At 50.8% G+C, this 13,734-nt stretch carries 10 protein-coding genes; 7 read left to right on the forward strand and 3 right to left on the reverse strand.

Annotation, left to right across the window (positions count from 1 at the left end; translation table 11 throughout):
* From ACI0CA_RS05245 to ACI0CA_RS05265, 5 genes are all read left to right on the forward strand, one after another.
* On the forward strand, nt 1-1,107 hold the full coding sequence (locus tag ACI0CA_RS05245) for a glycosyltransferase (protein ID WP_343285090.1): 1,107 nt from the start codon (nt 1-3) through the stop codon (nt 1,105-1,107).
* 14 nt (nt 1,108-1,121) lie between these two features.
* Nucleotides 1,122-2,564, forward strand: a complete 1,443-nt coding sequence (locus ACI0CA_RS05250) for an O-antigen ligase family protein (protein ID WP_446806489.1) — start codon at nt 1,122-1,124, stop codon at nt 2,562-2,564.
* Entirely contained in the window at nt 2,527-3,522 is a 996-nt protein-coding gene (locus ACI0CA_RS05255; RefSeq protein ID WP_343285089.1) for a glycosyltransferase family 2 protein, read from the forward strand. The genes ACI0CA_RS05250 and ACI0CA_RS05255 overlap by 38 nt, the downstream gene beginning before the upstream one ends.
* Before the next feature lie 9 nt (nt 3,523-3,531).
* Nucleotides 3,532-4,572: an acyltransferase gene (locus tag ACI0CA_RS05260; protein ID WP_308449698.1), complete on the forward strand. Its 1,041-nt coding sequence runs from the start codon at nt 3,532-3,534 to the stop codon at nt 4,570-4,572.
* A gap of 69 nt (nt 4,573-4,641) precedes the next feature.
* Nucleotides 4,642-6,114 (forward strand): flippase, encoded by a 1,473-nt coding sequence (locus tag ACI0CA_RS05265; RefSeq protein WP_308449699.1) that lies wholly within the window; start codon nt 4,642-4,644, stop codon nt 6,112-6,114.
* Between the two features lie 47 nt (nt 6,115-6,161).
* Here ACI0CA_RS05265 and spoVAD read toward each other — a convergent pair whose 3' ends face one another.
* Nucleotides 6,162-7,163, reverse strand: coding sequence for a stage V sporulation protein AD (gene spoVAD / locus ACI0CA_RS05270; RefSeq protein WP_308449700.1), 1,002 nt, complete (start codon nt 7,161-7,163; stop codon nt 6,162-6,164).
* A 9-nt stretch (nt 7,164-7,172) separates the two neighbouring features.
* Nucleotides 7,173-7,619: a stage V sporulation protein AC gene (gene spoVAC, locus ACI0CA_RS05275; protein WP_308449701.1), complete on the reverse strand. Its 447-nt coding sequence runs from the start codon at nt 7,617-7,619 to the stop codon at nt 7,173-7,175.
* Between the two features lie 236 nt (nt 7,620-7,855).
* Here spoVAC and ACI0CA_RS05280 point away from each other — a divergent pair, with 236 nt between their 5' ends.
* Together ACI0CA_RS05280 and ACI0CA_RS05285 are read left to right on the forward strand one after the other, a co-directional pair.
* A complete protein-coding gene (locus ACI0CA_RS05280; protein ID WP_412264457.1) occupies nt 7,856-9,172 on the forward strand; it encodes an MATE family efflux transporter in 1,317 nt (438 codons plus the stop codon).
* Nucleotides 9,173-9,391: 219 nt separating this feature from the next.
* On the forward strand, nt 9,392-11,743 hold the full coding sequence (locus tag ACI0CA_RS05285) for a helix-turn-helix transcriptional regulator (RefSeq protein ID WP_412264416.1): 2,352 nt from the start codon (nt 9,392-9,394) through the stop codon (nt 11,741-11,743).
* 70 nt (nt 11,744-11,813) lie between these two features.
* On the opposite strand, the gene ACI0CA_RS05290 is transcribed toward ACI0CA_RS05285, so the two are convergent.
* The gene (locus tag ACI0CA_RS05290; protein WP_308449704.1) at nt 11,814-13,337 is read right to left on the reverse strand and encodes a phosphomannomutase/phosphoglucomutase; all 1,524 of its coding nucleotides are present in this window, start codon (nt 13,335-13,337) and stop codon (nt 11,814-11,816) included.
* Between the last annotated feature and the right edge of the window lie 397 nt (nt 13,338-13,734).

Consider the following 13,734-nt stretch of genomic DNA (forward strand, 5'->3'; position numbering starts at 1 on the left):
ATGGAAGTTCTGATCGGATATATGATAGACGGCAGAAACAGCGGTATTGATAAATATCTTTTGCGTGTTCTGCGTGTCTTTTATGATGCAGGTATACACGCGGACATTCTCACAGGAAAGGATAATGTAGATTTACGTGCCTGCTTAGCGCCGTTTAAAGCAGAAATTCACGAGATTCCCGGATTGATGCACCCGCAAAAGCAGTATAAAGCGATGCGGAAAATCTTATCTCAAAAATCTTATGATGCAGCATATTTCAATATTTCAGAGCCGATGCACTGTATTGGTGCCAAAGCCGCACACGATGCCGGTGTACCGCGCGTGATTTTGCATAGTCACAGCACGTCCCAGAGAGAATGCAGCATAGTAAAAGCGTTTTTGAAGTCTTTCATGAATGGCAGAAGCCGCAACAAGCTGCCAAAGTACGCCAATGATTATTACGCCTGTTCCAAAGCCGCAGCAAAATGGTTGTTCCCATCGGAATTGGTTGAACAAAACAAGGTGAAAATTCTATACAATCCGATCGAAGTAGAGCGCTATGCGTTTGATTCTGCTGTACGCGCAAAAATGCGCAGTGTACTCGGATTTTCGGAGAAAGACGTTGTGCTCGGGCATATCGGTAATTATGTCACGGCTAAAAATAGCGCTTACCTTTTAAAAATCCTGCAAAAAACACGTGAAAAGCTGCCGAATGCCAAGCTGCTTTTGATTGGTGATGGGCCTGATCGTCTGGCGGTGGAAGCACAGGCAAAAGAAATGCAGCTATTTGAACATATGCAGTTTTTGGGAATTCGTGACGATGTACCGTCGCTTTTGCAGGCGATGGACGCATTTTTATTACCGTCACTTTTCGAGGGGTTGCCTGTTTCTGCAATCGAAGCACAAGTTGCAGGCTTAAAAACATTTTTAAGCGACCGTATCACGGATGAAGTAAAGCTCACAGATGATTGTGTTTTTCTTGATATCGAAAACAACGGAGGAACGTGGGCAAATGCGATCGTAAATGCACAGCCGTGTGTTCATAAGGATGTCCGCTCGTTCCGCGAACAAATTCGTCCGTTTGACTTAGACGCACAAAAAGAGGAGATATTATCCATATTGGGTTAGGGGGAGAAGTTGTTATGAAAAAACTCGCCGACCGCACATTTTGGTGGATTGAACTATTTGCCGGCTTAGGGTTTATGACCGTCGGCTTCTTTCAGGATTGCTCGCTGACATTCGGTACGGCAATCATTTCTTTAGCATTATGGCCAACACTGTTTTTATCTGCCGCAGCTTGCATATATCGACTTTTACACTTTAAGACGTACAGCAAAAGCCGTGGGTTTTGGCTGATTGCAGCACTTTGCGTAACCTATCTGCTTTCAACCTTTTTGAATCGCCGGTATGGTTGGTATGAGAATATCCGAACACTCATCATGCAGGGAATCTTATTCTTAATGGTGTATTGCTATAAGGAGAGTCGTTCCGCGGAAGATATAAGAAAGCGGCGCGTTTGGATTGGATTTTATTTAAGTGTATGTGCTGTACTGACCGTTATGAGCTTTGCTTATATGCTTCTCGGAAAAAATGAGATCTTTTATCCCGAAACACCGGAAATGCCGCTTTACTATACTGGCTTTTACTGGGGACGCCTCTACGGCGTCTATTGGGATCCGAATATCGGCGCTTTAATGTGTTGCATCTCACTTTTGCTTGCAATTGGTGTTTTCAGTAAAAATCACAACATCATTTTGCGTATTGCAATGAGCTGTTTAGTGGTGTTAGATGTGATGTATATCACGTTTTCAGATTCCCGTGCGTGCCATATTGCGTTTGTTGCCGGTGTTATTGTTTTTGCAGTGTATTATATCATGAAAAATTGCCGCAATAAGGTTGTAATTCTGTTTGCCGTAGTGGCAGTAGCACTTTCTGCTGTGCTGCCGACCGCGATTAAATCCGGTTACAACAGTTTTGCTGTGCAAAAGAGCACAAGCAGCAGTTCCGGCAGTCATAGCGGTTCGGGAACGTCGAGCAACAGCTCTGGCAAGCATAGTACAGCTACGCAATTGGTGATTCGCCCCAAAGAAACGAACGCGGCAGATATATCAAATCGCCGTATAGATATTTGGAAAAGCGCAATCGAGATATTTAAAGAAAAACCGGTTTTCGGTGTGGGGCATAACACAGTTTTGGCTTACGTTGAAGCCGAACAGGAAGACTCCTATTTAATCAATAACGACCACATGCACTTTTCCAGTATGCACAACGCCTTCTTTGATATTTTAGTCGCACAGGGCGCGGTTGGCTTGCTGCAATATTTAACGTTAGCCGTGTGGTGCATCATTGCCGTATTTAAAAATTGGAAACAGATTTCTATGCAGCTGCAAGGAATCGCACCGGCGTATTTAGCCGTTTTGGCAGCCATGGTGTGTGCAAGCTGTTTCATGTCTGAAATTTTGTATGTCTGCTCGCCGATGTCCTTCATATTCTGGATGGCCTTAGGTGCATTGATGCAGACTGTAAAAAAGGAAGAGGGGGAACATTATGCAAAAAGTGCTAAGCGTCTCAGTCGCAGCGTATAACGTAGAAAAATTTATCGAACAGTGTCTTGATTCCTTTATCGATCCTGCAATTTTAGATCGTGTGGAGGTCCTCGTGACCGATGACGGCTCCAAAGACCGCACGTCGGAAATCGTTTCCGCATATGAAAAAAAATATCCCGGAACATTCCGTTTGATCTCACAAAAAAATGCAGGACCCGGTTCCACTGTAAATAGCGGCATCAAGCACGCTACCGGAAAATATTTTCGTATGGTAGACGGTGATGACTGGGTAAACACAGCGCAGATGGGCGCTTTTCTGGATATACTGGAAAAGACAAATGCCGATATGGTCTGTGCGGATCATTGCTGTGTAGACCATGAAACAGGGCAAAAAAAAGAAGAGAAAACGAACGTTGCTCCGTGTATGGACGTGCCGTTTTCTTCTGTTTGCGATCAACTCACCGTGGCGATGCACAATGTGACCTATCGCACGGATATTCTGCAAAAGAATAACATTCATCTTGATAACTGTTTCTATACAGATGCAGAGTACCTTTTGTACCCCATCCCGTATGTGAAAACAGTCACCGTTGCACCGCAAACAATCTATATGTATCGTGTTTCGCTTTCCACACAGAGCATGAATATCAACAGCTTACAGCGTAACTGTGCGATGCACGAGTTGGTACTCGGTCACCTTTCCGATGCATATGCGGCGTATGAAAACAGCGGTACGTCAGAACCGAAAATTGCCGCATTCCTGCGCAGAAATATCGCCCGAATTGCCGGTATGCAGCTGTTTATTTATCTGACGGCGGAAGATGGCAAAAAAGCAAAACAGGCTGCAAAAGCCATGACGCAGATGCTGAAAAGCAAGAGCGAAACGCTTTATGCCGAAGTGAATTCGGCAAAAAGCTTCAAGCTCTTGACGTCTTCTGATTTTCTGCTTTTTCCGGTTCTTTCCGCTGCAAAAAAGCGGGAAGCTGCAAACGGGTGAGCGGCAGATATGGAGAACAAAGCTGTGCCAAAGCGGGTCGTCTGCTTTGATGCTTTAAATGTTTTGGCGTGTCTCAGCGTCATTGCTATGCACTGCAACGGTGCGGTGCATGTGTTCGCGGATACATATGTGTGGCGGCAGAGTCTGCTTGTGGATGTTCTGGCGTATTGGGCCGTTCCGGTGTTTATCATGCTTTCCGGCGCCACGCTGATGCGTTACCGGGAGCGCTATACGACAAAAGAGTTTCTGAGGCGTCGTTTTCTGAAAACGGGCATACCGCTTGTTGTCTGGACTGCGGTGTTTTACGTTTATTACCGCGCAGAGGGAACCATCACATGGACAGGCTGGCGCGCGTTGCTCAACAGCCTGATAAACTTTACGATTGTGCCGGTGTATTGGTTTTTTTCGCCGTTGTTTCTGGTCTATCTTTCGCTGCCGGTGCTGTCGCGGCTTTCGGATGACCGCCGCGTGCTTTGGTATATGACGGGTCTGGGTTTTGCGTCCTGCTCGGTGCTGCCGTTTGTGTGCAGCGCGCTCCAGCTGACGTATTGGGGTAATTTTGCATTTCCTATGCTGGGCGGCTATCTGATTTTTGCGGTACTTGGCTATCTCTTGTATACAACGGAGCTTTCCCTTTGGCAGCGCATCGTGCTGTATGCGCTGGGCGCGTTCGGCGCAGTTGTGCGGTATTTTCACACGGCAATTGCGTCCGTGCAGGAGGGCGCCATCAATAAGCTGACATGGGAGCACCAGAACTGGCCGACTGTCCTGCTTGCGGCTGCGGTTTTTGTATTTGTAAAATATGCCTGCCGCTATCCGCTTTTCCAGAGGGAGAAATTCGTGCGGCTTGTGAAGTGGCTGTCGGGCGCAAGTTTTGGCATTTATCTGATTCATGTGTTCATCATGGAGCAGATTACATATCGTTTTTCCATCAATACACTGAGCGGATGGTGGCGGCTATTCGGTGCGTTTGCGGTTTATTTTGTCGCTCTGCTGCTTGTAAAGGTATTGCAGAAGATCCCGTATGTCGGCAAATGTTTGTTTCCATAAAGATATATACGGTAAGAATTGCGGAGCTTACCGGATGCGGTTTAGACCGAAAGGATAAAGGTTCTGCTTATGAAAGGGAAATCCCTGAAATTAAATTTTGTGATGAACGCCATTCTCACAATGTCGTCCATCATTTTTCCGCTCATCACCTTCCGCTATGTTTCCAATATTCTGTTGCCGGATGGAACAGGCAAGGTTTCGTTTGCCATCTCGTTAATCACCTATTTCAACATGTTTGCACAGCTCGGCATCCCAATTTACGGCATACGCATCTGCGCTATGGTGCGGGACAACAAAGAAGAACTGACGCGCACGGCGCATGAGCTTTTGGTGCTGAATTTCATTGTCGGCGCGGTGTCTTACTTCGTGCTTTTGCTGGCGATCCTGTTTGTGCCGAAGCTGCAGGAGGACAGAGCGCTTTATATCATCGTCAGTTCCACAATCTTCCTTTCCGCCATCGGCATGGAGTGGCTGTATAAGGCTTTGGAGCAGTATACATACATCGCTATCCGTTCCATCATCTTTAAGCTGATTGCCATGGTCGGCATGTTTCTTTTGATCCACCAAAAAAGCGATTATGTAGTTTATGGAGGCATCACCGTATTTGCATCCAGTGCTGCAAATATCATCAATTTGTTTCATGCGCGAAAGTACATCGGTTTTCACTCAGTCGGATATTACAGCATACACCGTCATTTAAAACCGGTGCTGATCTTTTTCGCCATGTCCTGTGCCACGACAATCTATACTAATCTGGACAACGTGATGTTGGGCATCATGGCGACAAAGACACAGGTCGGCTATTACGATGCCGCCGTGAAGGTGAAAGTGGTTTTGGTCAGTCTGGTGACGTCCCTCGGCACGGTACTGCTGCCGCGTGCGTCGTATTACGTTGAGATGGAGATGAAGGGTGAATTCAGGCGTATTAGTGCAAAGGCTCTGAACTTCGTCATGCTGGTGGCACTGCCGCTGATGATCTTTTTCATGCTATTTGCCGAGCAGAGCATTCGTTTCCTGACCGGCGGCACACTGTATGAATCGGCAACCCTGCCTATGCAGATCATTATGCCGACGCTATTGTTCATCGGCATCACAAATGTGTTGGGCATTCAAATTCTTGTGCCGCTTGGGCGTGAAAAAACAGTGCTCGTTTCCGAAATCGTCGGTGCTGTTACCGATTTAATATTAAATGCGATTTTAATTCCGCAGTACGGCGCGTCCGGCGCGGCTATAGGTACGCTTGCCGCCGAGTTTGCGGTGCTCGTGGTGCAGTATATTGCGCTGCGTTCAGAAGTGCGCGGTGCTTTTCTGGATATACATTATTTTAAAATTTTTGCAGCACTCATTCCGGCTGTGCTTAGCGCAGTTTGGGTCAGTCATCTGCAAATCGGCACATTCTGGTTGCTGGTGTTTGCAGCAATATTGTTTTTTGGCCTCTACGGCATCGTCTTACTGTTGCTCAAAGAACCGCTCGTAAAAGAGATTGTGTTCGGGTTGCTTTCAAAACTTAAAAGAAAAAATAAGGCGGATGACGTAGCTTAATTGCATCATCCGCCGTAAAAGCTCGGTACAGATTGTGCCGAGTTTTTTTATCCCCTTCCCACATGTACCAAATGCGCGATGCCCGGTATGCTCTCGCCCTGCTGCGAAGAGGTTGTGGACATCAGTGCGCCAGTTGCCATAAAGAGAATATTTTTCAGCTCTCCGCGATCCATGCGGTTCAAAATATGCCCGCATAATACACCGGCTGAGCATCCGCAGCCGGAGCCGCCCGCGTGCACGTCCTGTGCCTCACGGTCAAATAGAATCAGCCCGCAGTCCTCGTGGTTGCGCAGAACGATTCCGTTTTCGCGCAGCAGTTCGTATAATAATTTTGTGCCAATCGCCCCGAGGTCGCCTGTGTAAATGCGGTCGTAGTCCTCAGGCTTTGTCGCCGTATCGTTAAAATAATCCAGCAAAGTCTGCGCCGCAGCGGGGGCCATCGCCGCGCCCATGTTCGTCATGTCGGTCACACCAAGGTCGGTGATGCGTCCCACGGTCGCGTGCCGCACTTGAATGTCGCCGCTCATACCGAGCACCGTGCTGCCCGAAGCTGTCGCCGTCCACTGCGCAGTCGGCGCGCGCTGGCTGCCGTATTCCAGCGGCGTGCGGAATTGCCGCTCCGCGGTGCAGAAGTGAGAAGAGGTCACCGCGCAGGCGTAGTTCGCCGCGCCGCATTCCACCATGATGGAGGCCATGATGAGCGTTTGCGCCATCGTGGAGCACGCCCCGTATTGCCCAAGGAACGGAATGTCCATTCCGCGCAGACCAAACGTGCTCGAAATACACTGGTTCAGCAGATCTCCCGCAAACACCATGTTAATCTCTTGCTTTTGAAGCCCCGCCTTGCGTATCGCAAGGTTCGCGGCTTCCGTTTGCAGCATGCTTTCCGCTTTTTCCCAGCTTTCCTGATTCAAATAAGAATCGAGAAACGTCTGGTCAAAGTCGCGCGCCAGCGGGCCCGCGGCTTCTTTTTTTCCGCACACCGCCGCGTGGCCCAAAATCGCCGGGCGGCGCTCAAATAAAAGCGTGTAACGTCCGAGTCTTTTCATAAGCCCTCCTTAAAACAGCCCGATGATATACAGCACGATCCCGTACAAAACCGAAGCCGAAATGCCGAACACCAGTACCGGCCCCGCCACCGTGAACAGCTTCGCGCCGAGGCCCGTCACAAAACCCTCGCTTTTAAATTCCAGCGCAGGGGAGACCATTGAGTTCGCAAACCCCGTAATCGGAACCAGCGTGCCTGCCCCGGCGTATTTCGCTATGTTGTCGTATACGCCGTAGGCTGTCAGCGCGGCGGAAATGAAAATGAGCGAGATTGAAACGCACGTCCGCGCGTCTTTTAAATCGAGCCCCAGCAGCATGAACGTGTTCGCAAGCGCCTGTCCCAGCGTGCAGATGGCCCCGCCGGATAAAAACGCAAACAGGCAGTTTTTCAGTACAGGGGAGTGCGGTGAAGCCTTCTGCACCATCGCGTCATATTGCTGCGGTGTTTTCTTTTTCATACGACCACCCTTTCCGTTTAACCGGGTTTATTGTGCGTATCAAAGTAAAAGATATTCCACATTTTTAAGATTTTAGTTGATTATCTCAAACAGAGCGTGTATAATTAGTTGCAGGTGATATTATTATGTCTAAACTCAGCATCCTGAAGCAGAAAAATAAGCGCGATGTGGATATGACGCAGGGCAGCATCTTCCGCCACCTCATCACATTCGCGTTTCCGCTTCTCATCGGCAACATTTTCCAGCAGCTCTACAACACGGTCGATACATGGGTTGTCGGCAACTATGTCAGCAACGAGGCTTTCTCGGCGGTCGGCACGGTCGGTCCCGTTATCAACATGCTCATCGGCATATTCTTAGGGCTTTCCAGCGGCGCCGGCGTCGTCATTTCACAGTATTATGGCGCAAAGCGGTATGATAAGGTGCGCGATACCGTCCACACCTCCATCGTCATGACGCTCATTTTGGCTGTGCTCTTTACGATTATCGGCATCGCTATGATCCCCTTCGTGCTCAATTTCATGAAGACCCCGGCAGAGGTCATGCCGGAGTCCTCCGCGTATCTCACCATCTACTTCGCGGGCGTCATCGGCCTTATGCTCTACAACATGGGCGCGGGCATTCTGCGTGCCGTGGGTGATTCCAAGCGCCCGTTCTATTTCCTTGTCGTCTCCGCCGTGCTCAACATCATTCTCGATCTCGTCTTCGTGCTGTCGCTCGGCATGGGCGTTGAAGGTGTTGCGTATGCGACCATCATCTCGCAGGGCGTCTCCGCCATGCTTACGATGATTACGCTGTTCCGCACGGATTCCTGCATCAAGGTCGAGCTCAAATATTTGAAGCTCGATAAAGAAATGCTCGCGAAGATTGTGCGCGTCGGCATCCCGGCCGCCATCCAAATGGCGATCACCGCGTTCTCGAACGTATTTGTACAGTCTTATGTGAACTACTTCGGCGCAGACTGTATGTCCGGCTGGACAGCGTACAGTAAGATTGACCAGCTTCTCTTCCTGCCGATGCAGTCTCTCGCACTTGCGTCTACCACATTTGTCGGCCAGAACCTCGGCATCGATCAGGTCGGCCGCGCCAAGAAGGGCGCACGCACGGCGTTCATCATGTCCGTCGTCGCAACCGTCATTCTGACAATCCCGTTGCTCATCTTCGCGCCGCAGCTCGTCTCGTTCTTCAACGGCAAAGCAGAGGTCGTCGCATACGGTTCCATGCTGCTGCGTTATTGCTCGCCGTTCTACGTGTTCTGCTGCGTCAACCAGGTCTACTCCGGCGTGCTGCGCGGTGCAGGCAATTCCCGCGCACCGATGATTATCATGTTGAGCTCGTTCGTCGTCTTCCGCCAGATTTACCTCTTTATCATGGCGAACTTCATCTCCAACACCATCATTCCCATCGCCTTAGGCTACCCTGCCGGTTGGCTCGTGTGCAGCACCCTCACACTGCTCTATTATCGCCACGCTGACCTCTCCAAGAGCCGTCTCGTCGAAGACGCAGAGAAAAAAGCAGAAGCTTCAGGAAAAAGCCGCATAAAAGCTGTATAAAATACAGTTGTACAAAATACAACAAAATTGCCCCTCGAACACCGCATGCACGTGCCGGTGTCCGAGGGGCTTTTTTCATTTCCGCAAAATCGTACTACCTTTCCACCTTTTCTACTCGACAAAACCAAAGTTTTTTCAAAAATCCATCTTTAGATGGATTACATTTCGCCCGAAATATGATATATTGTGGTTATAAACCATAAAAGGGGAGTAGAGCACATGAATGAAGTCGTCATCAAGCCATCGCTGCGCGAGCAATTCTTACAGGGTTGGGCTCAGTGCCGCGTCATTTTCTTCAGCGCGCCGTGCGGCTTCGGCAAGTCTACAGCCGCCACCGCCTTGCTCAGCAATCACAAAACCTGCGTGTTTTCGGCAGAAGACCCGGAATTTCTGCGCGAGCCCGTGCCGAAAAATGTAGATGCGATTGTGATCGATTCCCTGCCCGCGCTCAAAGACCCGGAAGACCAGCAAACGCTCTGCGCATGGATCCGCGAAAATCCGGAGCTGCACTTCGTCATTTTAAGCCGCGGCGTGCTGCCCGGCTGGCTCATGCCGTTCCGCTTTACGGGGCTTTTGCAGCTCATCGAGGCCAGAGATCTGCTGTTTGACCGCGATACCGTGCGTGTTTTTCTGGAAAAGAATGGCTGCACACCAACGGAAGCAGAGATCAACGTCATCATCCACGATTCTCTCGGCTACCCGCTGGCCCTAACGGCGCTTTCGCGCCTGATGCAAAACGGTCAGCCCTATACGCCGGAGATCGTCGGCATTGTGCAGCAGGAAATCTATCACTTTTTTGAGGATAACATCTTCAACCGCTTTTCAATGCCGCTGCGCCGTATGCTGCTCGACATCGCCCCGTTCGATACATTCGACGCCGAGCTTGCCCAGATGATTTCCGGCGACAGCCACATCAACGAGCTTATTTCCATCGTTCGGCACGATACCACCATGCTTTTAAATGCCGATGCACAGAAATACCGCTTCTGGAGCTTTTTCCAACAGTTCCTCATGTGGGAACTCCGCCAAGTCTATACGCCGCAGGAGCAGGCCGCAGTGTACAGCCGCGCCGGGCTTTACTATGAGCTGCACGAAGATTACGAGCATGCGCTCGAGTGCTATTCGCGCTGCAAAGACCACCGCCGTGTCTCGGAAATGCTCATCCGCAACGCAGAGCAGCACCCCGGTGTGGGACATTACTATGAGATGGAAAAGTATTACTATGCTATCCCGAAAGAGGAGATCCTCCGCTCGCCATCGCTCATGTGCGGTATGAGCATGCTCACGTCCCTCTGCATGGATTACGAAGCCTCCGAAATGTGGTATTCCGCCCTGCAGGAGTATGCAGCCCCGCTCAAAAAGACCGACACCGCCTACAAAGAGGTGCGCGGCAAGCTTGCATATCTCGATATCTCCCTCCCGCAGCGCAGCAGCAAAGGCATCGCAGAAAACATCGGCAACTATTTCAAAATTCTAACGGATAAAAGCTTGCAAACACCCACGTTTTCTGTCACCAGCATGCTGCCAAGTCTTATGAACGGCGGCAAAGATTTCTGTTCGTGGTCCAAGCACGATGAACTGCTCTACAAAACCATCCGCAAGCCGATGGAGGCCATTCTCGGCAAAGACGGCATCGGTTTTGCCGATTGCGCCCTTTGCGAAAGCAAATTTGAAAAAGGGGAGGATAACCTTCCGTGGCTCATGACGCTTGTGGCCCAGTTGCCCGAGATCGAGCGTCACGGTACGCCGGATATGACGTTCGCCATCATCGGTCTCATGGCGCGCGCCCAAACAAAGCAGGGCAACGCCATCATGGCGCTTTCTTCTTTAGACAGTCTGCGAACAGAGTTTGAGGAAGACAACAAGCGTTTCCTGCCGAATATTGATGCCATGCGCTGCCGTATATGGCTGCGCACCGGTGAAATGGAAAAGGCAGAGCAGTGGTACCGTACATCTGCCCCCCAGATCACGCCGCGCATCCGTACCATGTGGCGCTACCAGTATATAACGCGTGCCATGGTTGAGATCGCGCTCGGAGAAGAAAATACCGCGCTGCTCACATTGGCCTCACTCATCCCGTTCTGTGAGCGCTGCGGTCGCGTGATGGACCGCATATATATCCGCATCCTAACGGCCGTTTGCTATCAGCGGCAAAATAACGCCCGGTGGCAGGAGGAGTGGATGCAGGCGCTTGATGCCACCCATGAGTACCGCTTCGTTATGCCTATTGCGCAGTTTGGCGCCGCCGTAATGCCCATGCTGACGTTTACCGGCTACAAAAAGGACGAGCCCTTCTTTTCACTCCTTTTACAGGAAACGCGCCGTCAGGCTGTTTTGTACCCGAATTTCTTGCGTCCCATGCCGCGGCTCTCAGAACCGCTTTCGCCCGCAGAAACGCAGGTGCTCCGGCTCCTGTGCGGCAACCGCAGCAACCAGGAGATTGCCGACATCCTCGGTGTCAAGGTCGCCACCGTCAAAACGCATGTCATCCACATCCTCCAAAAGCTCGGTGTCAAACGCCGCGGCGAAGCCAAAGAAGTTGCCCAAAAACTCCATATCATCGAGTTTTGACACAAAAACTCCCGACCGCCGCAAACCGCAGCAGTCGGGAGTTCTTTTTATTTAAATATTTAATTTCAGCTTACTTTTCCAAAAATCCCTTCAGCGCCGCATAGTCCACATTCTCCGGCTTCACTTCGTCAAAGAACTTCAGCAACTTCTCAGCCAGCACGCGTACACCGCCGACGGAATTGCTTTCAATATTCAGCGGTAGAATGGGGTCGTGTACGCTCATGCGCAGCAGGAACCAGCCGTCGCCGTCGTTTTCCGGGAACGAAATGCGGATGCCTTCGCGGTTGTCCGGCGCAATGTTCCAGTTGTGCGCTTTCGCGTAGCTTTCAAGCGCCGCAATGGTGCTCTCACCATAGGGGCGGAAATCCTCCGCGGTAATGGGGAAGCGCAACTCTTTTTCTTCCTTGGCTTCCTTCAGATCGGCGATGAGACTATCGAGCGATTTGCCCTCGCGGCGCAGCTGTGCCGCCTTAATGATGATCTTCGTCACCAGATAGGCACCGTCGTCAAGGAAGTAGTTCTCGCGCAGCGCCGCATGGCCGCTCGTCTCAATCGCCAGCGGGCAGTTCACGCCCTCGTTATTCAGGCGTACCGCTTCGTTGATGACATTCTTGTAACCGCGCTTAAAGCGGTGATGCTTGCCGCCGAGTGTCTGCTCAATGTAGGTCTTGAGTCCGTCGGACGTAATGGAGTCCGTCACAATGGTGCCGCCCGGGTTGCCCTCCAGCGCAATGGCGGAAGCAATCGCCACAAGACGGTTGCGGTTGATCTCTTCGCCGCGGCTGTCCACAGCGCCGCCGCGGTCTACGTCCGTGTCAAAAATTACGCCAAGGTCCGCACCGGCCTTCACGGTCGCCGCGCAAACGCTCGCCATGGCCTCCTCATTCTCCGGGTTCGGAATGTGGTTCGGGAAGCGGCCGTCCGGCTCCAAAAACTGGCTGCCTGTAATGTCCGCACCAAGCGGCTTCAGCACGTCGTTCGCGTAAAAACCGCCCGCGCCGTTGCCGGCGTCCACAACGATCTTAAAGCCCGCAAGCGGGTGCGCATAATCTTCCGCGTTCACGCCCTTGCGGATCATCTCGCGCAGATTATCTGCATATTTTGACATATAGTCCACCGGCACCAGCGTGCCGTTGTCGGTCTCCTTCGGCGCAGCGCCGTTCTGTGCATATTCCAAAATCTCGGAAATATCCGGGCTGTCAAGGCCGCCCGCAGGCGTGAAGAACTTCAGTCCGTTGCGGAAGAACGGATGGTGGCTCGCCGTAATCTGCACCGAGCAGTCACACGGCAGCTCCAAAACCGCCATGAACATCGACGGAGTAGAGGCAAGGCCGCAGTCGTAAACCGAAGCACCGTACGTCGTAAACGCGCGGAACAGCGCCGCCGCAATACGGTCTGCGGAAATGCGGGAGTCATGGCCGACGGCAATTTTCAGCCCCTCGGCGCACTTATCCAGGTGCTTTTCGCACCAAACGAGAAAACCGGCCGCAATGCGCTCCACGACCTCATCGGTCAGGTTAATCGGCGCGCCGCCGCCTTCACTTGCAACACCGCGAATGTCAGTGCCGCTTTTCAAAGTTTTATAGGCAAACATGGAAAAGACCTCCTGTTTCATTTTGCATTTTATCCAAGCTTATTATAATACAACTCCCGTAAAATGAAAAGAGCTTTTTGATTTTTGACAAATACGTTTTAGTATGGCTAAAATCGTCTACAAACTGCAAGCTGTAAACCGAAAAATTGCAAATTTCATGTAAAATCAAAAATTTTTTCAAAAAAGTGTTGACAAAATGAAATATTGGTGGTATAAACTTAGCATAATAATTCAAGGGCACAGATGAAGAGAAGTACCCGGCAGACCGCTTTGCACAGTGAGCGGGGGAGAGTGTGAACCCCGCGTAAGCACACCGGCGAATAACACTTCGGAGCCTCAAGCCGAAAAGATGCGTATATCTCAGTAGGTGCGACGTGTGGCGGCGCGTTAAGCCGTG

Source organism: Hominenteromicrobium mulieris (genome assembly GCF_046197855.1).
Taxonomy (GTDB): Bacteria; Bacillota; Clostridia; order Oscillospirales; family Acutalibacteraceae; genus Hominenteromicrobium; species Hominenteromicrobium mulieris.

Excerpts from the sequence above, each read along its gene's own strand:
- ACI0CA_RS05245 (WP_343285090.1), top strand. The coding sequence starts at position 1 with ATGGAAGTTCTGATCGGATATATGATAGACGGCAGAAACAGCGGTATT.
- ACI0CA_RS05285 (WP_412264416.1), top strand. The coding sequence starts at position 9,392 with ATGAATGAAGTCGTCATCAAGCCATCGCTGCGCGAGCAATTCTTACAG.
- ACI0CA_RS05265 (WP_308449699.1), top strand. The coding sequence starts at position 4,642 with ATGAAAGGGAAATCCCTGAAATTAAATTTTGTGATGAACGCCATTCTC.
- spoVAC (WP_308449701.1), bottom strand. The coding sequence starts at position 7,619 with ATGAAAAAGAAAACACCGCAGCAATATGACGCGATGGTGCAGAAGGCT.
- ACI0CA_RS05290 (WP_308449704.1), bottom strand. The coding sequence starts at position 13,337 with ATGTTTGCCTATAAAACTTTGAAAAGCGGCACTGACATTCGCGGTGTT.
- ACI0CA_RS05255 (WP_343285089.1), top strand. The coding sequence starts at position 2,527 with ATGCAAAAAGTGCTAAGCGTCTCAGTCGCAGCGTATAACGTAGAAAAA.
- spoVAD (WP_308449700.1), bottom strand. The coding sequence starts at position 7,163 with ATGAAAAGACTCGGACGTTACACGCTTTTATTTGAGCGCCGCCCGGCG.
- ACI0CA_RS05260 (WP_308449698.1), top strand. The coding sequence starts at position 3,532 with ATGGAGAACAAAGCTGTGCCAAAGCGGGTCGTCTGCTTTGATGCTTTA.
- ACI0CA_RS05250 (WP_446806489.1), top strand. The coding sequence starts at position 1,122 with ATGAAAAAACTCGCCGACCGCACATTTTGGTGGATTGAACTATTTGCC.